Source organism: Enterobacter sp. Crenshaw, from assembly GCF_024734705.1.
Lineage (GTDB): Bacteria > Pseudomonadota > Gammaproteobacteria > Enterobacterales > Enterobacteriaceae > Enterobacter > Enterobacter asburiae_B.
Window position 1 is genome coordinate 3,619,784 of the sequence record NZ_CP102932.1, and the last position, 24,739, is coordinate 3,644,522.

Sequence of the window (24,739 nt, forward strand, 5' to 3'; positions counted from 1 at the left end):
GGATTTCTGTTCTGTTGGTGCAATTATACTGTATGGTCATACAGTATCAAGTGTTTTGTAGAAATTGTTGCCAGAGCGTTTTTAACGCATAAACGGTTGCCTGACGACGTACGCTTTCACGATCGCCGCTGAAGCACTCCCGGCGGGTGATCCCTTCCCCTTTGGAGGTGGCGAACCCAAACCAGACGGTGCCGACAGGCTTCACGTCGCTGCCGCCGTCCGGGCCCGCAATGCCGCTAATGGAAATCGCGTAGTCTGCCCGCGCCTCTTTGAGCGCGCCAATGGCCATCTCGATCACCACCGGTTCGCTGACCGCGCCATGCTGTTCAAGCGTGGATTCACGCACGCCAATCATCTGAGCTTTAGCTTCGTTACTGTAGGTCACAAAACCGCGTTCAAACCAGGCGGAACTGCCGGCAATATCGGTAATCGCTTTCGCCACCCAGCCGCCGGTGCAGGATTCCGCGGTGGTGATTGTCGCGCCACGCTGCTTCAGCGCAAGGCCAACGATCTCGCTAAGCTGCATCAATTCATGGTCAGTCATTCTCGCTCCAGGCATCAGAAAAACGTGCTGCACAAGATAGCACTTTCTCGTCAGATGTGGGGATGGACTTCAGGTTTTACGAGGGGGCTTCAGAAAAAAGCCGGTACGGACGCACCGGCGGTGGAAAGGTTATTTCATGCTGTCAGCGAGAGTGTTCACATTGTGGCGAAACGCCTTAACGTAGGTGTCTGCCACCCCACCTTTTGCCGACAGCGCTTCGGGGTAAAGCTCGCCCCCGGGCTGTGCGCCCGTCGCCGACGCAATCTGTTTCACCAGACGCGGATCGAGTTGATTCTCCATGAACCAGGTTTTCACGCCGTCGGCTTTAATCTGATTGATAATCTCGGCGACCTGCGCCGCGCTGGCTTCGCTCTCAGACGACAGCCCCTGCGGCGCCATAAACGTCACGCCGTAAGCGCGGCTGAAATAGCCGAACGCGTCATGGCTGGTCAGCACTTTACGCTTCGCCGGCGGGATCTGGCTAAAGCGCGTTTTGGCCCAGTTATCCAGCTGGCTGAGCTGCGCGACATACGTTTTGCCAGAGGCTTCCAGCGCGGCTTTGTCCTCAGGATCGGCTTTCACCAGCCCGTTCAGAATATTTTGCGCATAGAGCGCCCCGTTCGCCGCGCTGTTCCACGCGTGCGGATCGGTCACAGTCTTTCCATCTTCCTCAAGCGTGTGGGTTTTCACCCCAGTTGAGGCGACAACCAGTTGCCCTTTGAACCCGGAGGCTTTCACCAGACGATCAAGCCAGCCTTCCAGCCCCAGGCCGTTCACCACCACCACATCAGCCTTGCTCAGGGCCGCGCTGTCTTTCGGCGACGGTTCGAAGGTATGCGGATCGCCGTCCGGCCCGACCAGCGTCGTCACGTTCACATGGTCGCCGCCCACCTCCTGCGTGATATCCCCCAGTATCGAAAAGCTGGTCACCACATTCAGCGTTTTCGCCATCACGCCGTGCGACATCATCCCCAGCGCGAGCGCCACTACAAATCCTGTACGTTTCATCGTTTCCCCTTGCGTTAAAAATACGCCCGCAGGCTGCCAGCGAGCCTGCTTCGCGTACCCAGTAAAATGGAAATAAAGAACAGCGCGCTGGCGGTGAGCACGATGGACGGCCCGGCCGGCAGACTCATCGCCCAGGAGAGGCTCAGCCCCAGCCATGCGCAGAAGATACCGCTGATACCCGCTATCAGGAGTAAGGCAGGTAACGTGCGCACCCAGCAGCGGGCTGCCACGGCCGGAAGCATCATCAGCCCGACGGCCATCAGCGTGCCGAGCACCTGAAAACCGGCCACCAGGTTAAGCACCAGCAGCGCCAGAAACAGACCGTGCAGCAGGCCAGGCAGCCAGCGGGCGTTCACCTGCAGCCAGGCGGTATCAAACGCTTCTGTCACCAGCCCGCGATAAAACAGCGCCAGCGTGATAAGGGTGAACATGCAAACGCCCGTGACGAACAGCGCGGCGTCGTTGTCCACGGCGAGGATGGAGCCAAACAGCAGATGCAGCAGATCGACATTCGACCCGCGAAGCGACACCAGCGTGACCCCCAGCGCCAGCGAGCCGAGATAAAACCCGGCAAAGCTGGCATCTTCTTTCAGCGGCGTGCGTCGACTGACCAGACCGGCCAGCAGCGCCACGGTAATTCCCGCGATAAAACCGCCAATACTCATCGCCAGCAGCGACATACCGCTGAGCAAATACCCCACGGCGACACCCGGCAAAATGGCGTGAGAAAGGGCGTCGCCCATCAGGCTCATCCGACGCAGCTGAAGAAACACGCCGAGCGCGGTGGTGCTGACCGAGAGCGCCAGGCAAACCACCAGCGCGCGACGCATAAAGCCGTACTCAATGAACGGCTGAAAAAAGAGATGCCAGATCATGCCACCCTCACCCGCTCGGTTTTCCACTGGGGAACGTCAGCATCCAGCCGCAGCGTCTGCGGGAAATGGCGCGACACGCGCTCGCTGTCGTGCAGTACCGCGAGCAGCGTTTGCCCCTTCATATACATCTCCAGCATCAGATCCATCAGCACGTTGCAGGTGGCTTCATCGACTCCGGTAAAGGGTTCATCCAGCATCACCAGCGGCGCCTGCTGCACCAGGACGCGGGCAAACAGCATGCGCTGAAACTGACCGCCGGAGAGTTCATCGATGGTGGATAACACCATGGACTCAAGCCCAACGCGCTCAAGCGCGCTGGCAATGCGCAACCGCGTTTCGCGACGAAACCCGGAAAAAAGCGACATGCCCGGCCAGCAGCCCATGCTTACCACGTCCTGTACGGTCAGCGGAAACTGCGCCTCCAGCGCGTGACGCTGTGCCAGCCAGCCGATTACCGGCCGCTTACCCTGCCAGCGGAAGCCGCCGCTGACGGGAGGAATAAATCCCGCCAGCGTTTTCAGCAGCGTGGATTTCCCGCAGCCGTTAGCGCCGATAATGGCGGTCATGCTGCCGCGCTCAATCGTGCCCGAAAGGGGCCGCGTAACGGGCTGACGTTCATATCCCGCGACCAGTTCATTCATCATAATCATGGCAATGCCACCGCCCAGCGCACGGCCAGCCCGATAAAGGCAACAAGCACCAGCGCCAGCAAAAGCCGAACCAGAGCAGACAGAGAAAAAAGGGACGTTGACATTCTGACACCACATTAAATGTTATAACATAACAATAATGAAAGACGGTGAAGATGTAAATGGCGGGTTCGAAAAGGGAGTGTGCCGAAATGTTTCTGCAGGAAATAGGTGCGCGCGGGTGCCCTCACCCCAGCCCTCTCCCACAGGGAGAGGGGGAATAAGATGACTTACTGACTAAACGGAGACGCTGCCGGCACGCGGGCCTGCGATACCGCCAGCCCCAGCTGCCATACGGCCATCGCATAGTGGGTACTGTGGTTATAGCGGGTGATGGCGTAGAAGTTCGGCATGCCGTACCAGTACTGATAGCCCGTCCCGACATCCAGACGCAACAGACTTACCTGATCGACATTGCCCAACGGCTGGGTCGGTGTTAAGCCCGCCGCCGTCAGCTGCGCAACGCTGTATTTGGTTTTGAAGCCGTTTTCCAGCCCCGGTGCCTGACCGTTCGCCTGCACCGCCACCTGGCCGCCCGGCGTCCAGCCGTGCGCTTTGAAGTAGTTCGCCACGCTGCCGATGGCATCTACCGGATCCCACAGGTTGATATGACCATCCCCGTTAAAGTCGACGGCATATTGCTTATAGGAGGACGGCATAAACTGGCCGTAGCCCATCGCGCCGGCAAACGACCCTTTCAGATCGAGCGGATCGTCCTGCTCGCTGCGTGCCATCAGCAGGAAGGTTTCCAGCTCGGAAGAGAAATACTCCGCGCGGCGCGGATAGTTAAAGGAGAGCGTCGCCAGCGCGTCCAGGATGCGGGTTTTACCCATCACGCGGCCCCAGCGGGTTTCCACGCCGATAATCCCGACGATGATTTCCGGCGGTACGCCGTACACCTGCCACGCGCGGTTGAGCGCATCTTCATACTGATTCCAGAACACCACGCCGTTTTGCACGTTGTCCGGGGTAATAAACTGTTTGCGGTAGCGCAGCCACGCGCCGTTCGGCCCGCTCGGCACCTGGGCGGTTGGAGCCTGCCTGTCCATCAGGCGCAGCACGTAGTCCAGTCGCTTGGCCTGAGACAAAATTTCGTGCAGCTGCTGTCTGTCAAAGCCGTGCTTGCTCACCATTTTATCGATGAACTGCTCGGCCGCCGGGTTATTCGCGAAGTCGCCGCCCATCTGCATCATATTGTGCTGCGGCTCCAGCAGGAATCCTCCGGAAGGCGCGCCCGCCGTTTGCTGAACGGCTTCGGTCTTAGGTTTGCTACTACAGGCAGACAGCAGAATAAGCGCAGGCAACAGCGCTGCATAACGACGCTTGAACATGAGACATCCATTTAACGGGTTCGATAAGAACCCAGTATGGTAAAGCATCCGCAACACCTCAAGGAAGCGGTACACGCCTCCCCCACGCAAATCCGCCCTTTTTTCCACCGAAAATCATTGACCCCATCAATAAACTTTCAAAATAATCCATTTTTCTTTCATTGTGAGATCTAACTAACACTTTAAAACCTTTCAAAGTGATTATTATTAGCCCCGCAACACAAAAACAAAAAAGCCTCACAGGAGAGAAGAATGATAGAAACCATCACCCACGGCGCCGAGTGGTTCATCGGGCTGTTTCAGAAGGGCGGAGAAGTGTTCACCGGCATGGTGACCGGGATCCTGCCCCTGCTGATCAGCCTGCTGGTGATCATGAACGCGCTGATTAACTTTATCGGCCAGCAGCGCATCGAACGCTTCGCCCAGCGCTGTGCCGGTAATCCGCTGTCCCGCTACCTGGTACTGCCGTTCATCGGCACCTTCGTGTTCTGCAACCCGATGACCTTAAGCCTCGGCCGCTTCATGCCGGAAAAGTACAAGCCGAGCTACTACGCCGCCGCCTCCTACAGCTGCCATTCCATGAACGGCCTGTTCCCGCACATTAACCCCGGCGAGCTGTTTGTCTATCTCGGGATCGCCAGCGGTCTCACCACCCTTGGCCTGCCGCTCGGCCCGCTGGCGGTGAGCTACCTGCTGGTTGGCCTGGTCACCAACTTCTTCCGCGGTTGGGTGACCGACCTCACCACCGCCATTTTTGAGAAAAAAATGGGCATCCAGCTTGAACAGAAAGTCCATCTTTCAGGAGCCACAGCATGAACCGGATCCGCATTGAGAAAGGCACGGGCGGCTGGGGCGGCCCGCTGGAGTTCGACGCCACCGAAGGCAAAAAGATCGTCTACATCACCGCAGGCACGCGCCCGGCGATCGTCGACAGGCTGCGCGAGCTGACCGGCTGGGAAGCGGTCGACGGCTTCAAGGAGGGCGAGCCGCCGGAAGCGGAAATCGGCGTGGCGGTGATCGACTGCGGCGGCACGCTGCGCTGCGGTATCTATCCGAAGCGCCGCATTCCGACAGTGAATATTCACTCCACCGGAAAATCCGGCCCGCTGGCGCAGTACATCCTTGAGGACATTTATGTCTCAGGCGTGAAGGAGGACAACATCACTCTGGTGAATGGCACTGCCGCGCCGCAAAAAGCGGCCCCGCGCGAGTACGACACCAGCAAGAAAATCACCGAGCAGAGCGACGGCCTGCTGGCGAAGGTCGGGATGGGCATGGGGTCCGCCGTAGCGGTGCTGTTCCAGTCCGGGCGCGACACCATCGACACGGTGCTGAAAACCATCCTGCCGTTTATGGCATTCGTCTCGGCGCTGATCGGCATCATCATGGCGTCCGGCCTGGGCGACTGGATTGCCCACGGCCTCGCCCCGCTCGCCAGCCACCCGCTCGGGCTGGTGACGCTGGCGCTGATCTGCTCCTTCCCGCTGCTGTCGCCGTTCCTCGGCCCGGGCGCGGTGATCGCTCAGGTGATCGGTGTGCTGATTGGCGTGCAGATTGGTCTGGGGAACATTCCCCCGCACCTCGCCCTGCCCGCCCTGTTCGCCATTAACGCCCAGGCGGCGTGCGATTTCATCCCCGTAGGGCTGTCGCTGGCCGAAGCGCGCCAGGACACCGTGCGCGTGGGCGTGCCGTCGGTGCTGGTCAGTCGCTTCCTGACGGGCGCGCCGACGGTGCTGATTGCCTGGTTTGTCTCCGGCTTTATTTATCAATAAGAGGTTCCTGCGATGACCGTGATTTACCAGACCACCATTACCCGCATCGGCCAGAGCGCGGCTGACGCGCTGAGCGACCAGATGCTGATCACCTTCCGCGAAGGCGCCCCGGCGGATATAGAAGAGTTTTGCTTTATCCACTGTCACGGCGAGCTGAAGGGCGAGCTGAAGGCCGGGAGCCAGCTTGAGCTGGGCGAGGCGCGCTATGCCGTCACCGCTGTCGGCGACGTCGCCGAGCAAAACCTGCGCGAGCTGGGCCACATCACCCTGCGTTTCGACGGCCAGCCGCAGGCCGAATATCCCGGCACGGTTCACGTGGCGGGCCCGGTTCCGCAGGCTGTCACCCCAGGCTGCACGTTAAAATTTGTTGCGTAATTAAGGAGAAACACATGAGTCAGGTTGCCGTTGTCATTGGTGGAGGACAAACCTTAGGCGAGTTCCTCTGCCGTGGGCTTGCCGCAGAGGGCTACCGCGTGGCGGTAGTGGACATTCAGAGTGAAAAAGCCGCCCGCGTGGCGGACACCATTAACACCGAGTTTGGCGAAGGGGTGGCGTACGGGTTTGGCGCCGACGCCACCAGCGAACAGAGCGTGATGGCGCTGGCCCGCGGCGTGGACGAGATTTTTGGGCGTACCGACCTGCTGGTCTACAGCGCGGGGATTGCGAAAGCGGCCTTTATCAGCGATTTCGAGCTGGGGGACTTTGACCGCTCGCTGCAGGTGAATCTGGTGGGCTATTTCCTCTGCGCCCGCGAGTTTTCCCGTCTGATGATCCGCGACGGCGTTCAGGGGCGCATCATTCAGATCAACTCCAAATCAGGGAAAGTGGGCAGCAAGCATAACTCCGGCTACAGCGCGGCGAAGTTTGGCGGCGTGGGGCTGACGCAGTCTCTGGCGCTGGATCTGGCCGAGTACGGCATTACCGTGCACTCGCTGATGCTGGGCAATCTGCTGAAATCGCCGATGTTCAAGTCCCTGCTGCCGCAGTACGCCACCAAGCTCGGCATCAAGGCTGAGGAAGTGGAGCAGTACTACATCGATAAAGTGCCGCTGAAGCGCGGGTGCGATTATCAGGACGTGCTGAACATGCTGCTGTTTTACGCCAGCCCGAAAGCCTCGTACTGCACCGGGCAGTCGATTAACGTCACCGGTGGGCAGGTGATGTTCTGATCGAGCGGTTTGTTCCCCCTCACCCTAACCCTCTCCCCGGAGGGGAGAGGGGACGGTCAGGTGCAGCCTTTTCCCCCTCGCCCCTTTGGGGAGAGGGACGGGGTGAGGGGAAAAATAAGGAGCCAACATGGTAACAACACTCATCACCGTCGCCGCCCTCGCCTGGATCTGCCAGATGGCGTTTGGCGGATGGCAGATCCACCAGTTTAACCGCGCGTTTGACGCGCTGTGTCAGAAAGGTCGCGTCGGGGTCGGGCGTTCCGGCGGACGCTTCAAACCGCGCGTGGTCGTCGCCGTTGCGCTGGATGAAAACAATCACGTCTGCGATTCCCTCATCATGCGCGGCATGACCGTCTTTGCCCGACCGATGAAAATCCAGGCAATCAACGGCATTTCGCTGCAGGAATTACGGCCTGATGTGATCTTTCCCCATGATCCACTCTGTCAGAATGCACTATCATTAGCGCTTAATCTGAAACATGGATAATTTCGTTGTGAAAGCTATAGACTTGCGAAATTATCATTTCGCAACCTAAGGAACGAAGCGCCTATGAAACCTCGTCAGCGGCAGGCGGCCATTCTCGAGCATCTGCAAAAGCAGGGAAAATGCTCGGTAGAGGATCTGGCCCACTACTTTGACACCACCGGCACGACAATACGCAAGGATCTGGTATTGCTCGAAAACTCTGGTGCCGTCATTCGAACCTACGGCGGCGTGGTGCTCAATAAGGACGAAGCGGACCCGCCTATCGATCACAAAACGCTGATCAATACCCACCAGAAAGCGCTGATTGCCGAAGCCGCCGTCAAATTTATCCACGATGGCGATTCCATCATTCTGGATGCAGGCAGCACCGTCCTGCAGATGATCCCGCTGCTCAGCCGCTTTAATAACATCACGGTGATGACCAACAGCCTGCACATCGTCAACGCCCTGTCGGAGTTCGACAGCGAGCAGACCATCCTGATGCCCGGCGGCACCTTCCGCAAAAAATCGGCGTCGTTTCACGGCCAGCTGGCGGAGAATGCCTTCGACCACTTCAGCTTTGATAAACTCTTTATGGGCACCGACGGCATCGACCTGAACGCCGGTGTTACGACGTTCAACGAGGTGTTCAGCGTCAGTAAAGCCATGTGCAACGCCGCGCGGGAAGTGATTTTGATGGCCGACTCGTCGAAGTTTGGCCGCAAAAGCCCCAACATTGTCTGTAGCCTTGAAAGCGTTGATAAGCTGATTACCGACGCGGGTATCGACCCGGCGTTCAAGAAAGCGCTGGAAGAGAAAGGAATCGACGTGATCGTAACCGGAGAGAGAGATGAGTGATTTTCTGTTAGAAACGGGCCGCCAGACGCTGATGCTGGAACTGCAGGAAGCCAGCCGCCTGCCCGAACGTCTGGGCGAGGATTTCGTCCGCGCGGCCAACACCATTATCCACTGCGAAGGCAAAGTGATCGTGGCGGGCATCGGTAAATCCGGCCATATCGGTAAAAAGATTGCCGCGACGCTCGCCAGCACCGGCACCCCGGCGTTCTTCGTGCATCCGGCAGAGGCGCTGCACGGCGATCTGGGGATGATTGAAAGCCGCGACGTGATGCTGTTTATCTCCTACTCCGGTTCGGCCAAAGAGCTGGATCTGATTATTCCGCGCCTGCAGGAAAAATCGGTCGCCCTGCTGGCGATGACCGGGAAATCCCGCTCGCCGCTGGCGCTGGCCGCCAAAGCGACGCTGGATATTTCCGTTGAGCGTGAAGCCTGTCCGATGCACCTCGCCCCGACCTCCAGCACCGTTAACACCCTGATGATGGGCGACGCGCTGGCAATGGCGGTGATGCAGGCGCGCGGCTTTAACGAAGAAGATTTCGCCCGTTCGCATCCGGCGGGCGCGCTCGGCGCACGCCTGCTCAACAAGGTTCACCACCTGATGCGCACCGACGATGCCATTCCGCAGGTCAAGCTCGATACCAGCGTCATGGACGCGATGCTGGAGCTCAGCCGCACCGGTCTTGGGCTGGTTGCGGTGTGTGATGACGGCGGGAGCGTTAAGGGCGTGTTCACCGACGGCGACCTGCGCCGCTGGCTGGTGGGCGGCGGCAGGCTGGAAACCAACGTGTCGGACGCCATGACCAAAGGCGGGCTGACGCTGAACGCCGAGAGCCGCGCCATTGAAGCCAAAGAGGTGCTGATGAAGCGCAAAATTACCGCCGCACCGGTGGTGGATGACGCCGGCAGGCTGTGCGGCGCCATCAACCTGCAGGATTTCTATCAGGCCGGGATTATCTAACCCTTCAGTCCCAGACGCTTCGCCAGCCTGTGCAGGTTGGCGACGTCCATCTCCAGCGCCCGGGCGCACGCCGCCCAGCTGCGGTTATTCTGCTCCAGCGCGCGGGTAATCATCTGACGCTGAAATGTCTCCGTGGCTTCACGCAGATTTTCATTCGCTATCTCGGGTACTGCCTGGGCGACAGCCGGTGCGGTTTCATCCTGCAGCGCAAAATGCCGCGCGTGGAGCACCACTTCATCACCCGAACGCGTCGCCCGCGCCAGCACCACCGCGCGGTGGATCGCATGCTCCAGCTCGCGCACGTTGCCCGGCCAGCCGTAGCTCAGTAGATGCGACCTCGCACCCGGGCTCAGCACCACGCGGGAAAGCCCCATCCTGAGACGGCACTGCTCGCAGAAAAAGCCCGCCAGCAGCACCACGTCGTCCCCGCGCTCGCGCAGCGGCGGCACGGTAAGCGGGAACACGCTCAGGCGATGGAACAGGTCGGCGCGGAACTGCCCTGCCAGCACCGCTTCACGCAGGTCACGGTTCGTTGCCGCCAGCACGCGAACGTCCACTCTGTGGCTGCGGTCATCCCCCACGCGCTGGATGTCGCCGTACTGCAGCACGCGCAGCAGCTTGGCCTGCAGCGACAGGGAGAGCTCGCCGATTTCGTCCAGAAACAGCGTGCCGTTATCGGCCATTTCGAACTTGCCGCTGCGGTTGCTGATGGCCCCGGTAAACGCCCCTTTTACGTGACCAAACAGCTCGCTTTCCGCCACGCTTTCCGGCAGCGCGGCGCAGTTGAGGTACACCAGCGGGTTCACCGCGCGCGGCGACGCTTCGTGAATGGACTTCGCCACCAGCTCCTTGCCGGTGCCGGTTTCCCCGAAGATCAGCACGTTCAAATCTGAGGCGGCGACAATCTCAATCTCTTTTTTGAGCTGCGCCATGCCCGGAGAGAGGCCGATCATCTCCGTGTGCGTCACCTGCTCAAACGCCGCCGGGCTGCCGGGAAGAATGTTCTGGCTCTCCAGCTGTTCAATCAGCAGGGCATTGTTCAGCGCCCCGGCGGCCAGGGCGGCAATCAGGCGCAGCTCTTCGTCGCTAAAGGTGTCGAACTGGTCCGGCGACAGGCCGTCAAGGGTCAGTGCGCCGATCAGGTTTTGTCCGGCAAACAGCGGCAGGCCGATACAGGCGTGCACCTTCAGGCTCTCCTGTCCGGGAATCAACCCGTCGTACGGGTCGGGCAGATCGCTGTCCGCCGGAAAGCGCACCACGTCACCCGCGCGGGCGATAGTTTCCAGACGCGGATGGCCCTCTAGGGTAAAACGCCGTCCGAGCACGTCCTTCGCCAGCCCGTCGATAGCCAGCGGAATAAACTGCCGCCCCTCGTAGCGCAGCAGCGCGGACGCATCGCACGCCAGCACGTGGCGCAGCGTGGAGATCAGCCGCTGAAAGCGGTCCTGATGGCCGATACCGGTCTGCAGCTCAATGGCGATCTTCGCCAGCACGTCTACGGAAAAGCTCATAGTGACCTCGCTGTCATTTTGACAATGGATGTTGTCATATTGACATTGCTTTTGATAGTCATAATGACTACCCACTACGGATCATAAAAATATTAATTAAGTTAAATCAATAAATTAAAAACTGGCACGCAACTTGATATAGGAAAACCATCTTATTTGAAAATGCTGTATTACGTAGAGGTTGCTATGTCTATTCTGGTTAAAAATAACATTCATTGGGTGGGTCAACGTGACTGGGAAGTGCGTGATTTTCACGGGACGGAATACAAAACGCTGCGCGGCAGCAGCTACAACAGCTATCTCATTCGTGAAGGTAAAAACGTGCTGATCGATACCGTCGATCACAAGTTCAGCCGCGAGTTCGTGCAGAACCTGCGCAGTGAAATCGACCTGGACGACATCGACTACATCATCATCAACCACGCGGAAGAGGACCACGCCGGCGCGCTGACCGAGCTGATGTCCTACATTCCGAACACGCCGATCTACTGCACCACTAACGCCATCGACTCAATCAACGGCCACCACCACCATCCGGAGTGGAACTTCCACACCGTGAAAACCGGCGACGCGCTGGATATCGGCAACGGCAAGCAGCTGATCTTCGTGGAAACGCCGATGCTGCACTGGCCGGACAGCATGATGACCTACATGACCGGCGACGCGGTGCTGTTCAGCAACGACGCCTTCGGCCAGCACTACTGCGACGAGCGCCTGTTCAACGACGAAGTGGACCAGACCGAACTCTTCGAGCAGTGCCAGCGCTACTACGCCAACATCCTGACCCCGTTCAGCCGCCTGGTGACGCCGAAAATCACCGAGATCCTCGGCTTTAACCTGCCGGTGGATATGATTGCCACCTCCCACGGCGTGGTGTGGCGTGAAAATCCCACCCAGATTGTGGAGCTGTACCTGAAATGGGCGGCGGACTATCAGGAAGACCGCATCACTATTTTCTACGACACCATGTCCAACAACACCCGCATGATGGCGGACGCCATTGCCCAGGGCATCAACGAAGTGGACCCGAACGTGGCGGTGAAAATCTTCAACGTAGCGCGCAGCGATAAGAACGAGGTATTGACCAACGTCTTCCGCTCTAAGGGCGTGCTGGTGGGCACCTCCACCATGAACAACGTGATGATGCCGAAAATTGCCGGTCTGGTGGAAGAGATGACCGGCCTGCGTTTTCGCAACAAGCGCGCCAGCGCCTTTGGCTCCCACGGCTGGAGCGGCGGCGCGGTAGACCGTCTCTCCACCCGTTTACAGGATGCGGGCTTTGAGATGTCCCTCAGCCTGAAGGCGAAATGGCGGCCGGATATCGACGCGCTCGAAATCTGCCGCCAGCACGGCCGCGACATTGCACGTCAGTGGGCGCTCGCTCCGCTGCCGGAAGTAGCGGCAAAACCCACCGCACAGCAGGAAACCTGCGCCTGCGCCGCCGCAGCCGCCGATCCCGGACCGCGCATGCAGTGCAGCGTCTGCCAGTGGATTTACGATCCTGAACTGGGCGAACCGCTGCAGGACGTTGCGCCAGGGACACCCTGGAGTGAGGTGCCGGACAACTTCCTCTGCCCGGAGTGTTCACTCGGGAAAGACGTCTTTGACGAACTGGGTACGGAGGCAAAATGAACAACGGTATCGTCATCATCGGCTCGGGCTTTGCCGCCCGCCAGCTGGTGAAAAATATCCGCAAGCAGGACGCCAGCGTGCCGCTGACGGTGATCGCCGCCGACAGCATGGACGAGTACAACAAGCCTGATCTAAGCCACGTGATTAGCCAGAATCAGCGCGCCGAGGACCTCACCCGCCAGACGGCGGGTGAGTTCGCAGAACAGTTTAACCTGCGTCTGTTCCCATATACCTGGGTCACCGACATCGACGCCGCCGCCCACGTGGTGAAAGCAAAAGAGAAAACCTGGCAGTACGACAAACTGGTGCTGGCCACGGGTGCCTCTGCGTTTGTGCCGCCGGTTGAGGGCCGCGAGCTGACGATCACCCTCAACAGCCAGCAGGAGTATCAGGCCAGCGAAACGGCGCTTCGCGACGCGCAGCGGGTAATGATTGTTGGTGGCGGGCTGATAGGCACCGAGCTGGCGATGGATTTCTGCCGGGCGGGTAAATCCGTGACTCTGGTCGACCATGCGGCGAGCATTCTGTCGTCGCTGATGCCGGCAGAAGTAAGCAGTCGCTTACAGCATCGCCTGACCGACATGGGGGTGCATCTGCTGTTGAAATCGCAGCTGCAAAGCCTGAGCAAAACCGAAGGCGGCATTCGTGCCACGCTCGACCGCAGCCGCAGCGTTGAGGTGGATGTGGTAATCGCTGCAACGGGCCTGCGCCCGGAAACCGCGCTGGCGCATCGCGCAGGCGCCGAAATACAGCGTGGCGTGAAGGTAAATAGCTACCTGCAAACCACGCAACCTGATATTTACGCGTTAGGTGACTGCGCTGAAATTAACGGTCATGTGCTGCCATTTTTACAGCCAATTCAATTAAGCGCGATGTATCTGGCGAAAAATCTGCTCGGCGGCAGCGCGCCGCTGAAATTACCCGCCATGCTGATTAAAGTCAAAACGCCGGAATTACCGCTGCATCTTGCCGGTGAAACACAGCGTCAGGATCTGAACTGGCAAATTACCCTCGAACCGCAGGGAATGGTCGCGCGCGGCGCGGATAACAAGGGTCAGATTCGCGCTTTTGTGGTTAGTGAAGACCGGATGAAGGAGGCTTTCGCTCTGCTGAAACTGTTACCTGCTTAACCCTCGTTTTGCCGGGTAGCGCTTCGTTTACCCGGCCAACAGCAAGTCTACGCTGTCTTAATCTTTGGATTTTATTATTCACCGCCCCGATATTCCGGGGCTTTTTTTTACGTATTCTATTCATCAAATAAATGCAAAGTAGATATATCATCGCTATCAATCCCTTATTTATTATTTTCGTAAATACTTTAATCTGAAACAGATTAAAAACATCATCCAGCTTTATTATTGTCAGCCGACTCAGTCTGAAAAGACATCATCAGCAGGAGGCGAATCATGGCGAATTTTTATAAATAACTCAATTATCTTTCTCGTTATTTCACACAAGCGAAGAATGCGGAATATATTTATTCCGCAAAAGTTCTACATTTTCAGCATCTTTTTTATCGGTATGCCGCTATGCGCCAGCCATTGAGGAAGTCGCGGAGGTTGCGCCGTGCAGGAGCCGGTTCAGGAACGTACCACCAGCGCGTCGTAGCCGCGCCAGCGGTAGTTGACCATGGAGATCAGCCAGCAGGCGACAAACAACCCAACCACCACAAACCCGGCGTTGCCCAGATTGTCGTTTACCGTGCCAATCAGATCCCACACGCCGCCGCTGAGGGCAAATTTGTCCATCAGCAGACCCAGCGCTTCCAGCCCGCCGATAAACAGCGCCACCACCACGGAGGTGCCGGTGATGGTCATGTTGTAGTAGAGCTTGCGCTGCGGCTTGTTGAACGCCCAGCCGTAGGCGCCGACCATCAGCAGGTTATCGAGGGTATCCACCAGCGCCATGCCGCTGGCGAAGAGCGCCGGGAAGACCATGATTGACCACACCGACATCCCGCTTGACGCGCTGGCGGCAGAGATCCCCAGCACGCCAATCTCGGTGGCCGTGTCAAAACCGAGGCCAAACAGGAAACCGACCAGATACATCTGCCAGCTTTTATTCACCAGGCGGAAGGTTTTGCCAAACAGCCAGTTCATGACGCCGCCCTGGGCAGGGAGCGTGATGTCGCCCTGCACGGGCCTGCCCTGTTTCAGCGCCTGAAAACTGCGCCAGACGCCGCGCAGGATCACCATGTTCACCAGCGCCATCGCCAGCAGGAAGGTGGCGGAAACCGCGGTGCCAATCAGGCTGCCGGTTTCGTGGAACCATTCCATGTTTTTCTGAAACGCCGTCGCGGTCGCGGCGATAGCAATGGAGGCCAGCACCACGATGGTGGAGTGCCCCAGCGAGAACCACGCCCCCACGCCGGACGGACGTTTGCCCTGCTGCATCATCTTACGCGTCACGGTATCAATCGCCGCGATGTGGTCAGCGTCCACCGCGTGACGCAGCCCGTAGCACCATGCTAGCAGGCTGGCGGCCATCAGCGCCGTGCTGCCGCTAAAAGCGTGCCATGCCCATCCCCAGGCCAGCAGGTTTGCCATTACCAGAGCCAGCAGCAGAAGCGCGGCGCGAGGTTCATTGCGTAAGAGTCGTAACATTTTAAGTCCTTTGTGAACATGACCGGGCAGCGGCAACCACCGCCTGCCCGAAGGAGATCGCTCCGTCACCTGCGGGCAGGCGCGAAGGAAAAAGAAGCGTAAAGTCAGAAAGATAATGACGCAGCCGCGCGCGCAGCAGACGGTTGTGCAGCACGCCGCCGCTGAGACAGATTGTTGACAGCGACTGGCGTCGGGCATGGCGCGCGGCGAGTTCCGCCAGCCCTTTTGCCAGCGCGTCGTGAAACGCCCACGCGCGCTCGCAGGATTCCGCCTGCCAGCTCAGCCACTGCTGCCAGAACTGCGCGAGGTTATCCACGTCCAGCGTCACCGGATGGTCGACGCCCGCGCACTGCGCCGCCAGCGCTTCCAGCCGGCAGGCCGCTTCACCTTCCCAGGATTGGGTTTCAATACCCAGCGCGCAGGCGACCGCATCAAACAGGCGACCACAGGACGAGGCCTGCGGCGCGTTGATGCCGCGCCGGATCGCCGTTGCCAGCAGCGGCCAGTTTTCACGCTGAACCGCGCGCGTTTCCGGGTACTGCTGCCAGTCAGGGACAGACGCCAGGCAGTGGGCGAGTAAATTACGCCACGGCTGCCGCGCCGCCAGATCGCCCCCCGGCAGCGCAACGGCAGGCAGCCCGTCCAGACGCTCGCACGCGAGATAGTTCACCCGCAGGCACTCCCCGCCCCACAGCGCGCCGTTCTCGCCCATGCCGATCCCGTCCAGCGTCAGGGCAATTGCGTCTCCGCCGTCGAGCGGCCAGCCGTTCTCCGCCAGGCACGCCGCCGCGTGGGCGTGATGGTGCAGTACGGTTTCGACCGGCAGCCCCTGCGCCTGCGCCCATCGTTGTGTGTGATAGCCCGGATGGGCGTCACACACCACGCGCTTCGGCTGAAAGGCGTAAATTTTCTGCATCAGCGATAGCGCGCCGCGCCACTGCGCTTCGACGCCCTCGTCTCCGAGATCGCCAAAATGCTGGCTCAGCACCGCCTGGCTGCCACGCACCAGGCAGAAGGTGTTTTTCATCTCCGCGCCGGTGCATAGCATGGCGGGGATATTCTCAAAACCCGCAGGCAGCGTAACGGCATCGGGTACAAAACCGCGCGCGCGGCGAAGCATCGCGCCGTCGCGATCCACCACCGAATCGTCCATCCGCTGCAGGATATCGCGGTTGTGCAGCAGGAAGCCGTCCGCGACGTCGCCGAGCTCATCCAGCGCCTGCTGGTTGGTCATGGCAGGCGGTCTGCCGCTGAGGTTGCCGGAAGTCATCACCAGCGGGCGCTGGCAGTCCATCATCAGAAGGTGTTGCAGCGGATTAGCGGGAAGCATGATGCCAATACAATCGAGCCCGGGTGCAATCCCTTCGGGAAATCCGGGAAGCGAGGCTTTTGGGGTCAGCACAATCGGCGCTGCGGAGGAGCGTAACAGCGTCTGGATCGCCTCCGGCACGCCGTCCGCATTCGGGATCATCACCGCCAGCGGCTTCGCGGGACGCTGCTTGCGTGCCCGAAGCGTCGCGACCGCCTGCGGATTACGCGCGTCGCAGACGAGATGAAAACCGCCCAGCCCTTTGACCGCGACTATGCCGCCGCTTTTCAGCATCGCCACCGCCGCGCTCAGCGCAGCCTCACGGGAAGCGGTGATGTCGCCCGCACGCCATTCCAGCGCTGGCCCGCAGTCCGGGCAGGCTACCGGCTGGGCGTGAAAACGTCTGTCAGCCGGGTTACGGTATTCCGTCTCACACGGCAGGCAGAGGGGAAATGCGGCCATTGACGTGGCCGGACGGTCATAGGGCATCGCGCGGATAATGGTAAACCGCGGTCCGCAGTGGGTGCAGTTGATAAACGGATAGCGATATCGGCGCTCGCCGGGGTCGCGCATTTCAGCCAGGCACGCCGGACAGGTCGCGGCGTCGGGGACGATCTGGGTGTCCATCGCCCCGCCCGCGCTGTGGCGGATGATAAAGTCCTCCGGCACCTGCGCCCAGGTAAACGGATGCGTTTCAACGTGGTCAATGCGTGCCAGCGGTGGGCAGTCCTGATGCAGCCTCGCGGTAAAGGCCCCCCCATTACCCGCGAGGCGCACCAGCACACCCTCTCCATCATTGCAGACGTCGCCGGTCAACTGAAGCGCCTGCGCCAGCTGCCAGACGAAGGGACGAAACCCCACGCCCTGCACCTTGCCCCGCAAGCGCAGCTGGACACCGTTACTGCACATACGGTTCAGAACAGCAGCGATGACGACGTGTCGAATGCCGCACGACGGCGCTTTTCGGCGCTCATCTGCTCAAGCTTCTCGCGATCCACGCAGACCAGCGCATGCGTCGGGCAGGCTTCCATGCAGGCCGGACCGGCGTCGCGGTGATAGCAAAGATCGCATTTGTTGGCTTCGGCTTTCTCCGCACGTACGCTCAGACCCATGCCGCTGTTGCGTACCACCGGACGAACAACCACCTCCATCGCGCCGTACGGGCAGGCGACCACGCAGGTTTTGCAGCCAATGCAGCGCTCCTGCATGACGTGCACAAAGCCTTTCTCGCGTTTAATCGCCCCGTTCGGGCAAACGTTCGCGCACGGTGCGTCTTCGCACTGGCGACAGATGGCGGCGGTGGAAATATTCACGCCTTTGATGACGTGGATGCGCGGCAGGAAGGTGTCAGGGGTGAGCGACGCGCAGTCCTGCTCCTCCTGATGGGAAACCACGCACGCCACTTCACAGGTACGGCAACCAATACACTTACTGGCATCGGCCATAATAAAACGGTTCATCTGCTTCTCCAGCATTACAGTTATGCGCGGAGATATTCATAAACCGTGCCAATAGTTAACCTGTTGATTTTAGATGAATTTAAAAATCACGATGGTGCTGTCATCGTCACTTATGACGATGACAGCTGTCGACATCAGCGGTGCGGGCCGTCAATAACGGAGTCGCGCAGGACAAGCTCGCCGGAGAAGGTTTGCTGATACTTAAACTCACCGCCGTCGAGCATGAAGATCAGGCGGCTGATGGTCTCTTTGATCATCTCCGTCACCGGAATACGCACGCTGGAGAGCGACGGCACGATGTAAGGCGCGATGGCCACGTCGTCGAAACCGATCACCGATACCGCGTCCGGTGCGGCCACGCCGCTGTCGTGGAGCTGCTTCATGGCGCCGATCGCCATGTCGTCATTACTCGCCACCAGCGCCGTAAAGCGTTCACCGCGCGCAAGCAGTTCGACAACCGCCGCCGCGCCGCTGGCGGGGTTCCACTTCCCCTGCGCAATCAACCCCTCGCGCAGCGGAATACCGTGCTGCGCCAGCGCGTCCTTGTAGCCGGAGAGACGCTCAACCCCGGTGGGAGAATCCAGCGAGCCGGTGATAAACGCGATTTCCCGGTGCCCTTTCGCAATCAGCTGCGACACCGCCTCCTGGCTGGAGGCTTTATGATCTGACCAGACGCAGTGGCTGCTGTTTTTCCGCAGGCGGCGGTTGAGCACCATAATCGGCTGCTCGCACTTCTCGACGATCTCATCCATCTCTTCCACGCTCAGGAAACGCGGATAGATAATCACCGCATCGCAGCGCATATCGAGCAGGTACTGGATCGCCTCGCGCTCTTCATCCGCGCTGTGCTTGCCGTCCGCGAGGATCAGCTGCCGCCCCTTTTCTTCCGTCATGCGCGCGGCGTGAAACAGCAGTTCGCTAAAGTAGACGCCGTGATAGAGGGTGTTCGTCACCACCAGCCCCAGCGTCTGGGTACGTTTGGTTGCCAGGTTTCGCGCCAGCAAATTCGGGCGATAGCCGCTCTCTTCAATGGCCTGAAACACCCGGTCTTTGGTCTCCTGGCTGACGTAGCCATTTCCCGACAGCACCCGGGAAACCGTGGCTTTCGAAACGCCTGCCCGCTTCGCCACTTCAAGCATCGTGGTCATAGTGTTATTCCGTCTGAATCTGATGGAGCGCAGTGTACTGCACTGCAAAAAAATTGTCGCAGCGGTGAAATCACGCTTTCGATACCTCATTGCGATCTGCATCACGAAACGAAAAAATGGTCAAAAAGCGATCTTGTTTCATTCACAGAAACTCATGATGATTATGTGGAACCGGTTTCCTACATGTCTCACAACAATAACAGGATCACATCCGATGGCCAAAAATTACGCTGCGCTGGCGAACGACGTTATCAGCGCGCTGGGCGGTAAAGAGAACATCGTCGCCGTAACCCACTGCATGACGCGTCTGCGTTTCGTACTGAAAGACGAAAGCCTGACCGACGCTGCGCGACTGAAAAGCATCAGCGGCGTGCTCGGCGTGGTACGCAACGACAACCAGTGCCAGGTCATTATTGGCAACACGGTTTCACAGGCGTACCGCGAAGTGGTGAGCCTGCTGCCCACGGACCTGCAGCCCGCAGTGCCGGAAGGTCCGCAGAAGATGACCTTACGCCGCATTGGCGCCGGGATCCTCGACGCGCTGATCGGCACCATGTCCCCGCTGATCCCGGCGATCATCGGCGGCTCGATGGTCAAGCTGCTGGCGATGATCCTCGAGATGACCGGCGTGCTGCCAAAAGGCGCGCCGACGCTCACAATTCTGACCGTCATCGGCGACGGCGCCTTCTTCTTCCTGCCGCTGATGGTGGCGGCCTCGGCGGCGGTGAAATTCAAAACCAACATGTCGCTGGCCATCGCCATTGCCGGCGTGCTGGTGCACCCGAGCTTTATCGAGCTGATGGCGAAAGCCGCGCAGGGCGAGCACGTTGAGTTCGCCTTTATCCCGGTGACGGCGGTGAAATACACCTACACCGTCATCCCGGCGCTGGTGATGACCTGGTGCCTGTCGTATATCGAACGCTGGGTGGATCGCATTACCCCGGCGGTGACGAAAAACTTCCTCAAGCCGATGCTGATCGTGCTGATTGCCGCCCCGCTCGCCATCGTGCTGATTGGCCCGCTGGGGATCTGGATCGGTAGCGCCATCTCCGCGCTGGTCTACACCATTCACGGCTACCTGGGCTGGCTCTCCGTCGCCATCATGGGCGCGCTCTGGCCGCTGCTGGTGATGACCGGGATGCACCGCGTGTTTACGCCGACCATCATTCAGACCATTGCCGAAACGGGCAAGGAAGGGATGGTGATGCCGTCGGAAATCGGCGCCAACCTGTCGCTCGGCGGCTCGTCGCTGGCGGTGGCGTGGAAAACCAAAAACCCGGAGCTGCGCCAGACGGCGCTGGCGGCAGCGGCCTCCGCCATTATGGCGGGGATCTCTGAACCGGCCCTGTACGGCGTGGCGGTGCGTCTGAAACGTCCGCTGATTGCGAGCCTGATAAGCGGTTTTATCTGCGGGGCGGTCGCCGGCATGGCCGGTCTTGCCAGCCACTCGATGGCGGCACCGGGGCTGTTCACCAGCGTGCAGTTCTTTGACCCGGCGAACCCGATGACCATCGTCTGGGTGTTCGGCGTGATGGGGCTGGCAGTGGTGCTGTCGTTTGTTCTGACCCTGCTTTTAGGGTTTGAGGATATCCCGGTCGAAGATGAGGCTGAAAAAGCGCGCGCCCTGCAGACCGCACCGGTACAGAACAACGCAGCAAAAGCATAAATTGAAAGCGAGGTAAGAATGTCTGTTTTTCCACAAGGATTTTTATGGGGCGGCGCGCTTGCCGCCAACCAGAGTGAAGGTGCTTACCGTGAAGGCGGCAAAGGACTGACGACGGTCGATATGATCCCCCACGGCGCGAATCGCCTGGCGGTGAAGCTCGGTAAGGAAAAGCGTGTTTCGCTGCGTGACGACGAGTTCTACCCGAGCCACGAAGCGATTGATTTTTACCATCGCTATAAAGAAGACATTGCCCTGATGGCGGAGATGGGCTTTACGGTGTTCCGCACCTCCATCGCCTGGAGCCGCCTCTACCCGAACGGCGACGAACCGCTGCCGAACAAAGAGGGCATTGCCTTCTATCGCGCGGTGTTCGAGGAGTGCAAAAAGTACAACATCGAGCCGCTGGTGACGCTCTGCCACTTTGACGTGCCTATGCACCTGGTGACGGAATACGGCTCCTGGCGCAACCGTAAGATGGTCGATTTCTTTGCCCGCTACGCCCGCACCTGCTTTGAAGAGTTTAACGGGCTGGTGAAATACTGGCTGACCTTCAACGAAATCAACATCATGCTGCACAGCCCGTTCTCCGGCGCGGGGCTGGTGTTTGAGGAAGGCGAAAACGAAGACCAGGTGAAATACCAGGCCGCGCACCACGAGCTAGTGGCAAGCGCGCTGGCGACCAAAATCGCCCACGAGGTAAACCCGGAAAACCAGGTGGGCTGCATGCTGGCGGGCGGCAATTTCTACCCCTACTCCTGCAAGCCGGAAGACGTGTGGATGGCGCTGGAGAAAGACCGCGAGAACCTGTTCTTTATCGACGTGCAGGCGCGCGGCAGCTATCCGGCCTACTCCGCCCGTGTGTTCCGCGAAAAAGGCGTGGTGATTGTGAAAGATCCCGGCGACGACGAGCTGTTAAAAAACACCGTCGACTTTGTCTCGTTCAGCTATTACGCCTCGCGCTGCGCGTCGGCGGATATGAACGCGGGCAACACCAGCGCGGCGAACATCGTGAAGTCCCTGCGTAACCCGCATATTCAGGTGAGCGAATGGGGCTGGGGCATCGACCCGCTCGGCCTGCGCATCACCATGAACATGATGTACGACCGCTACCAGAAGCCGCTGTTCCTGGTGGAAAACGGCCTCGGGGCGAAGGACGTCATTGATGAAAACGGCGAGATCAACGACGACTACCGCATCAGCTACCTGCGCGAGCACATCCGCGCGATGGGCGACGCGATTGAGGACGGCGTGCCGCTGATGGGCTACACCACCTGGGGCTGCATCGACCTGGTGGCCGCCTCAACGGGCGAGATGAGCAAGCGCTACGGTTTTGTGTACGTTGACCGCGACGACGCCGGGAACGGCACGCTGGACCGCAAGCGCAAGAAATCGTTCTGGTGGTATAAGAAGGTGATCGCGAGTAACGGGGCGGATCTCGAGTAGCCTGTCCTTACCCCTCACCCTCTCCCCATAGGGGAGAGGGAACCGTTTGGTGCGGTTTTCACCCTCTTTACTCCGGGAATAAAGGACTGCTCGGCGCGGTTTTCACCCTCTCCCCTCTGGGGAGAGGGCCGGGGTGAGGGGTTCAAACCCTCCATCCCCAACCCACTCCGCAAGCCGTGAATAGACCCGTTCCACCGCCTCCTTCACCGGCGGCGTCATCGGGTAATAAAATCCAACGATGTCCGGCTGAATCCCCAAAAACAGCACCTCGCCCACGTCGTCTTTAATCTGATCGACCAGGTAGTTCAGCGGCATATTGTGGGTGGTCATCATAAACATCTCGGCGATGTCGTCCGGGTCAATCAGGCGGATCTCACCGGGGTTGAGCCCCATATCGGTGGCATCGACGATTAACAGCCTCTCCGGACGCAGCTCGCGGATGGCGACCACGTCGTTTTCCGGCGCGCTGCCGCCGTCAATCACCACCCAATTGCCCTGCGGATTCGCGGCGCACATCTCTGCCAGCAGCGGGCCCGCGCCGTCGTCGCCCATCATGCTGTTGCCCACACACAGTAAAACGTCAGTCACGTAATCTCCTCACCATCAGGTAGATGGCGCTCTCCTGGTGAATATCGTGCAGCATGCCGAGCAGCGTTTTGCTCCACGACTGCTGCTCGGGGGTTTGCCTGGCGAGCGCCGCGTCAAAGGCGTTGGCGAGCATCGCAATGTGGTTGGCGTCGATGACGATCTCGCCGTACTTCGGCACACCCTCCATTTTGCGCCGCGCCGTGCTGCCCTCCTCCAGCGTGGCGATCCACGCCAGGTACTCGGGCCACGGGCAGCTCAGCGCCGCCTCCAGGCAGTCAATCACCCCGAGGTGATGCCCAATCGCCAGGCTGTAATAGACCACCTGCTGCGCCGCGTCGGGCGTGGCATCGTTCTCATCAATAAACTTACGGCTCAGCTGGCTGAACACCACCGTTTCACTCATCGGATACGCGCCTCATCCACGATGCTGTTCAGGTTTGCCACGATCTCATTGAGACGCGGATCGTTTTCCGCCTCCAGCCAGCGCGCCACCTGATGGTCGCCCTGGCTCAGCAGGCGCAGATAATCATCGGCAATCTGGCGGCCATAGCGATAGCCCGCCAGCCTGCGCGCCGTGCGGTCAATCTTCACCCGCAGCGGCTGGACCATGTCCGGGTGCAGGATGGCCGCAGGCCGGTTGTCCAGCTCGCCCGGCTCGCGCGCGTGGATTTTCTGCTCCAGCAGGCCGAGCGCCATGGCAAAGCCGTACAGCGTCGCGGCGGGCGTTGGCGGGCAGCCCGGAATGTAGACGTCCACCGGCACGATTTTGTCGGTCCCGCCCCAGACGCAGTAGAGGTCGTGGAAGATGCCGCCGCTGTTGCCGCAGGCCCCGTACGAGATGCAGATTTTCGGGTCCGGCGCGGACTGCCAGGCGCGCAGCGCCGGCGAGCGCATGGCGCGGGTGACGGCCCCGGTAAACAGCAGGATGTCCGCATGACGCGGGGACGGCACCACTTTGATGCCGAAGCGCTCGGCGTCAAACAGCGGCGACAGCGTAGCGAAGATCTCAATCTCGCAGCCGTTGCAGCCGCCGCAGTCCACGCGGTAGACGTAGGCCGAGCGTTTGATTTTTTTCAGCAGCGACGCCTTCATGCTGGCGATGGACTCCTCCACCGTCATCGGCACCGGAATGCCGTTAGCGTCGCGCGGGCCGAGTAAATTTTCCATCAGCTGGCCTCTCTCATATGGCGGGTGATATCAATGCGGTCGGACGGCAGGAGACACTTCTGACGCTTGCACTCCGGGCAGGTTTCAAAGCTTTCGCGGTGATGCTCCGCGCGGGCGTCACCGTTGTGCTGCAGCAGCGCGATGGCGTAGTCGATCTCTTTTTGCACGGCGAACGGGCGCCTGCAGACGCGGCAGCGGCACAGGTCAAAGCGCGACTGCTGCAGAAAATCCTCTTTCTTCCACACCGCCAGCTCGAATTCCTGCGACAGGCGAATGGCGACCGTCGGGCAGACCTCCTCGCAGCGGCCGCAGAAGATGCAGCGCCCGAGGTTAAACTGCCAGGCCAGCTCGCCGGTTTTGAGATCCGTTTCTACCGTTAAGGCGTTCGACGGGCAGGCGTTGACGCAGGCCGCGCAGCCGATGCACTGCTGCGGGTTGTGCTCCGGCTTGCCGCGAAAGTTTTTATCCACCGGCATCGGCTCCAGCGGATAGCGGCTGGTCTGCGTGCCCGTTTTGATTACTTTTTTGATAAAGGTAAACAT

25 protein-coding genes are annotated in these 24,739 nt (G+C 59.8%); 11 read left to right on the forward strand and 14 right to left on the reverse strand.

Annotated features, from left to right (window positions below; all coding sequences use genetic code 11):
- Window positions 1-46: 46 nt before the first annotated feature.
- From pncC to mltB, 5 genes are all read right to left on the reverse strand, one after another.
- Window positions 47-544, reverse strand: a complete 498-nt coding sequence (gene pncC / locus NWV12_RS17200) for a nicotinamide-nucleotide amidase (RefSeq protein ID WP_023308944.1) — start codon at window positions 542-544, stop codon at window positions 47-49.
- A gap of 129 nt (window positions 545-673) precedes the next feature.
- A complete protein-coding gene (locus tag NWV12_RS17205; RefSeq protein ID WP_048979289.1) occupies window positions 674-1,552 on the reverse strand; it encodes a metal ABC transporter substrate-binding protein in 879 nt (292 codons plus the stop codon).
- Between the two features lie 14 nt (window positions 1,553-1,566).
- Entirely contained in the window at window positions 1,567-2,427 is an 861-nt protein-coding gene (locus NWV12_RS17210; protein ID WP_048979288.1) for a metal ABC transporter permease, read from the reverse strand.
- Complete coding sequence (locus NWV12_RS17215; RefSeq protein ID WP_048979287.1) at window positions 2,424-3,077, reverse strand: metal ABC transporter ATP-binding protein; 654 nt, start codon at window positions 3,075-3,077, stop codon at window positions 2,424-2,426. Before NWV12_RS17215 ends, NWV12_RS17210 begins: the two co-directional genes overlap by 4 nt.
- A 269-nt stretch (window positions 3,078-3,346) precedes the next feature.
- Window positions 3,347-4,447, reverse strand: coding sequence for a lytic murein transglycosylase B (gene mltB, locus NWV12_RS17220; protein ID WP_172620295.1), 1,101 nt, complete (start codon window positions 4,445-4,447; stop codon window positions 3,347-3,349).
- 252 nt (window positions 4,448-4,699) lie between these two features.
- On the opposite strand from mltB, the gene srlA reads away from it, so the two are divergent.
- From srlA to gutQ, 7 genes are all read left to right on the forward strand, one after another.
- Window positions 4,700-5,263 carry a PTS glucitol/sorbitol transporter subunit IIC gene (gene srlA / locus NWV12_RS17225; RefSeq protein ID WP_023333189.1) on the forward strand — a complete coding sequence of 188 codons (564 nt, stop codon included), beginning with the start codon at window positions 4,700-4,702 and terminating at the stop codon, window positions 5,261-5,263.
- Window positions 5,260-6,219, forward strand: coding sequence for a PTS glucitol/sorbitol transporter subunit IIB (locus tag NWV12_RS17230; RefSeq protein WP_023308950.1), 960 nt, complete (start codon window positions 5,260-5,262; stop codon window positions 6,217-6,219). The genes srlA and NWV12_RS17230 overlap by 4 nt, the downstream gene beginning before the upstream one ends.
- Before the next feature lie 12 nt (window positions 6,220-6,231).
- A complete protein-coding gene (srlB, locus tag NWV12_RS17235; RefSeq protein WP_023308951.1) occupies window positions 6,232-6,594 on the forward strand; it encodes a PTS glucitol/sorbitol transporter subunit IIA in 363 nt (120 codons plus the stop codon).
- Between the two features lie 14 nt (window positions 6,595-6,608).
- On the forward strand, window positions 6,609-7,388 hold the full coding sequence (gene srlD / locus NWV12_RS17240; RefSeq protein WP_048979286.1) for a sorbitol-6-phosphate dehydrogenase: 780 nt from the start codon (window positions 6,609-6,611) through the stop codon (window positions 7,386-7,388).
- Window positions 7,389-7,515: 127 nt separating this feature from the next.
- On the forward strand, window positions 7,516-7,875 hold the full coding sequence (gene gutM / locus NWV12_RS17245) for a transcriptional regulator GutM (RefSeq protein ID WP_048979285.1): 360 nt from the start codon (window positions 7,516-7,518) through the stop codon (window positions 7,873-7,875).
- Window positions 7,876-7,938: 63 nt separating this feature from the next.
- Complete coding sequence (locus NWV12_RS17250) at window positions 7,939-8,712, forward strand: DNA-binding transcriptional repressor (protein ID WP_032640855.1); 774 nt, start codon at window positions 7,939-7,941, stop codon at window positions 8,710-8,712.
- A complete protein-coding gene (gene gutQ, locus NWV12_RS17255; protein ID WP_045888106.1) occupies window positions 8,705-9,670 on the forward strand; it encodes an arabinose-5-phosphate isomerase GutQ in 966 nt (321 codons plus the stop codon). Before NWV12_RS17250 ends, gutQ begins: the two co-directional genes overlap by 8 nt.
- Here the strand turns inward: gutQ and norR are convergent.
- Entirely contained in the window at window positions 9,667-11,181 is a 1,515-nt protein-coding gene (gene norR / locus NWV12_RS17260) for a nitric oxide reductase transcriptional regulator NorR (protein ID WP_048979284.1), read from the reverse strand. The two genes, gutQ and norR, sit on opposite strands and share 4 nt — an antisense overlap.
- Window positions 11,182-11,367: 186 nt before the next feature.
- On the opposite strand from norR, the gene norV reads away from it, so the two are divergent.
- The gene (gene norV, locus NWV12_RS17265; protein ID WP_101744642.1) at window positions 11,368-12,813 is read left to right on the forward strand and encodes an anaerobic nitric oxide reductase flavorubredoxin; all 1,446 of its coding nucleotides are present in this window, start codon (window positions 11,368-11,370) and stop codon (window positions 12,811-12,813) included.
- Window positions 12,810-13,943 carry an NADH:flavorubredoxin reductase NorW gene (gene norW / locus NWV12_RS17270; RefSeq protein WP_101744643.1) on the forward strand — a complete coding sequence of 378 codons (1,134 nt, stop codon included), beginning with the start codon at window positions 12,810-12,812 and terminating at the stop codon, window positions 13,941-13,943. Before norV ends, norW begins: the two co-directional genes overlap by 4 nt.
- Before the next feature lie 450 nt (window positions 13,944-14,393).
- Here norW and NWV12_RS17275 read toward each other — a convergent pair whose 3' ends face one another.
- From NWV12_RS17275 to NWV12_RS17290, 4 genes are all read right to left on the reverse strand, one after another.
- Window positions 14,394-15,416: a HoxN/HupN/NixA family nickel/cobalt transporter gene (locus NWV12_RS17275; protein WP_048975979.1), complete on the reverse strand. Its 1,023-nt coding sequence runs from the start codon at window positions 15,414-15,416 to the stop codon at window positions 14,394-14,396.
- 1 nt (window position 15,417) lies between these two features.
- On the reverse strand, window positions 15,418-17,634 hold the full coding sequence (gene hypF, locus NWV12_RS17280; protein ID WP_101744644.1) for a carbamoyltransferase HypF: 2,217 nt from the start codon (window positions 17,632-17,634) through the stop codon (window positions 15,418-15,420).
- Window positions 17,635-17,639: 5 nt separating this feature from the next.
- Window positions 17,640-18,185 (reverse strand): electron transport protein HydN, encoded by a 546-nt coding sequence (gene hydN / locus NWV12_RS17285; RefSeq protein ID WP_048979280.1) that lies wholly within the window; start codon window positions 18,183-18,185, stop codon window positions 17,640-17,642.
- A gap of 134 nt (window positions 18,186-18,319) precedes the next feature.
- Entirely contained in the window at window positions 18,320-19,333 is a 1,014-nt protein-coding gene (locus tag NWV12_RS17290; RefSeq protein WP_048979279.1) for a LacI family DNA-binding transcriptional regulator, read from the reverse strand.
- Between the two features lie 214 nt (window positions 19,334-19,547).
- On the opposite strand from NWV12_RS17290, the gene ascF reads away from it, so the two are divergent.
- A complete protein-coding gene (gene ascF, locus NWV12_RS17295; RefSeq protein WP_032660344.1) occupies window positions 19,548-20,999 on the forward strand; it encodes a PTS cellobiose/arbutin/salicin transporter subunit IIBC in 1,452 nt (483 codons plus the stop codon).
- A gap of 18 nt (window positions 21,000-21,017) precedes the next feature.
- Complete coding sequence (locus NWV12_RS17300) at window positions 21,018-22,442, forward strand: 6-phospho-beta-glucosidase (protein ID WP_048979278.1); 1,425 nt, start codon at window positions 21,018-21,020, stop codon at window positions 22,440-22,442.
- A gap of 102 nt (window positions 22,443-22,544) precedes the next feature.
- Here NWV12_RS17300 and hycI read toward each other — a convergent pair whose 3' ends face one another.
- From hycI to NWV12_RS17320, 4 genes are read right to left on the reverse strand one after another with little or no spacing between them, the layout of a single operon-like run.
- Window positions 22,545-23,030, reverse strand: coding sequence for a hydrogenase maturation peptidase HycI (gene hycI, locus NWV12_RS17305; protein WP_048975984.1), 486 nt, complete (start codon window positions 23,028-23,030; stop codon window positions 22,545-22,547).
- On the reverse strand, window positions 23,023-23,433 hold the full coding sequence (locus tag NWV12_RS17310) for a formate hydrogenlyase maturation HycH family protein (RefSeq protein WP_033146381.1): 411 nt from the start codon (window positions 23,431-23,433) through the stop codon (window positions 23,023-23,025). Before NWV12_RS17310 ends, hycI begins: the two co-directional genes overlap by 8 nt.
- The gene (locus NWV12_RS17315; RefSeq protein ID WP_033146382.1) at window positions 23,430-24,197 is read right to left on the reverse strand and encodes an NADH-quinone oxidoreductase subunit B family protein; all 768 of its coding nucleotides are present in this window, start codon (window positions 24,195-24,197) and stop codon (window positions 23,430-23,432) included. Before NWV12_RS17315 ends, NWV12_RS17310 begins: the two co-directional genes overlap by 4 nt.
- A complete protein-coding gene (locus tag NWV12_RS17320) occupies window positions 24,197-24,739 on the reverse strand; it encodes a formate hydrogenlyase complex iron-sulfur subunit (RefSeq protein ID WP_048979277.1) in 543 nt (180 codons plus the stop codon). Before NWV12_RS17320 ends, NWV12_RS17315 begins: the two co-directional genes overlap by 1 nt.

Excerpts from the sequence above, each read along its gene's own strand:
- NWV12_RS17215 (WP_048979287.1), bottom strand. The coding sequence starts at position 3,077 with ATGATTATGATGAATGAACTGGTCGCGGGATATGAACGTCAGCCCGTT.
- norR (WP_048979284.1), bottom strand. The coding sequence starts at position 11,181 with ATGAGCTTTTCCGTAGACGTGCTGGCGAAGATCGCCATTGAGCTGCAG.
- mltB (WP_172620295.1), bottom strand. The coding sequence starts at position 4,447 with ATGTTCAAGCGTCGTTATGCAGCGCTGTTGCCTGCGCTTATTCTGCTG.
- NWV12_RS17205 (WP_048979289.1), bottom strand. The coding sequence starts at position 1,552 with ATGAAACGTACAGGATTTGTAGTGGCGCTCGCGCTGGGGATGATGTCG.
- hypF (WP_101744644.1), bottom strand. The coding sequence starts at position 17,634 with ATGTGCAGTAACGGTGTCCAGCTGCGCTTGCGGGGCAAGGTGCAGGGC.
- norV (WP_101744642.1), top strand. The coding sequence starts at position 11,368 with ATGTCTATTCTGGTTAAAAATAACATTCATTGGGTGGGTCAACGTGAC.
- gutQ (WP_045888106.1), top strand. The coding sequence starts at position 8,705 with ATGAGTGATTTTCTGTTAGAAACGGGCCGCCAGACGCTGATGCTGGAA.
- NWV12_RS17250 (WP_032640855.1), top strand. The coding sequence starts at position 7,939 with ATGAAACCTCGTCAGCGGCAGGCGGCCATTCTCGAGCATCTGCAAAAG.
- gutM (WP_048979285.1), top strand. The coding sequence starts at position 7,516 with ATGGTAACAACACTCATCACCGTCGCCGCCCTCGCCTGGATCTGCCAG.
- srlB (WP_023308951.1), top strand. The coding sequence starts at position 6,232 with ATGACCGTGATTTACCAGACCACCATTACCCGCATCGGCCAGAGCGCG.
- NWV12_RS17210 (WP_048979288.1), bottom strand. The coding sequence starts at position 2,427 with ATGATCTGGCATCTCTTTTTTCAGCCGTTCATTGAGTACGGCTTTATG.
- NWV12_RS17230 (WP_023308950.1), top strand. The coding sequence starts at position 5,260 with ATGAACCGGATCCGCATTGAGAAAGGCACGGGCGGCTGGGGCGGCCCG.
- NWV12_RS17315 (WP_033146382.1), bottom strand. The coding sequence starts at position 24,197 with ATGGAAAATTTACTCGGCCCGCGCGACGCTAACGGCATTCCGGTGCCG.
- pncC (WP_023308944.1), bottom strand. The coding sequence starts at position 544 with ATGACTGACCATGAATTGATGCAGCTTAGCGAGATCGTTGGCCTTGCG.
- ascF (WP_032660344.1), top strand. The coding sequence starts at position 19,548 with ATGGCCAAAAATTACGCTGCGCTGGCGAACGACGTTATCAGCGCGCTG.
- hydN (WP_048979280.1), bottom strand. The coding sequence starts at position 18,185 with ATGAACCGTTTTATTATGGCCGATGCCAGTAAGTGTATTGGTTGCCGT.
- norW (WP_101744643.1), top strand. The coding sequence starts at position 12,810 with ATGAACAACGGTATCGTCATCATCGGCTCGGGCTTTGCCGCCCGCCAG.
- NWV12_RS17300 (WP_048979278.1), top strand. The coding sequence starts at position 21,018 with ATGTCTGTTTTTCCACAAGGATTTTTATGGGGCGGCGCGCTTGCCGCC.
- NWV12_RS17320 (WP_048979277.1), bottom strand. The coding sequence starts at position 24,739 with ATGTTTACCTTTATCAAAAAAGTAATCAAAACGGGCACGCAGACCAGC.
- NWV12_RS17310 (WP_033146381.1), bottom strand. The coding sequence starts at position 23,433 with ATGAGTGAAACGGTGGTGTTCAGCCAGCTGAGCCGTAAGTTTATTGAT.
- srlA (WP_023333189.1), top strand. The coding sequence starts at position 4,700 with ATGATAGAAACCATCACCCACGGCGCCGAGTGGTTCATCGGGCTGTTT.
- NWV12_RS17275 (WP_048975979.1), bottom strand. The coding sequence starts at position 15,416 with ATGTTACGACTCTTACGCAATGAACCTCGCGCCGCGCTTCTGCTGCTG.
- NWV12_RS17290 (WP_048979279.1), bottom strand. The coding sequence starts at position 19,333 with ATGACCACGATGCTTGAAGTGGCGAAGCGGGCAGGCGTTTCGAAAGCC.
- srlD (WP_048979286.1), top strand. The coding sequence starts at position 6,609 with ATGAGTCAGGTTGCCGTTGTCATTGGTGGAGGACAAACCTTAGGCGAG.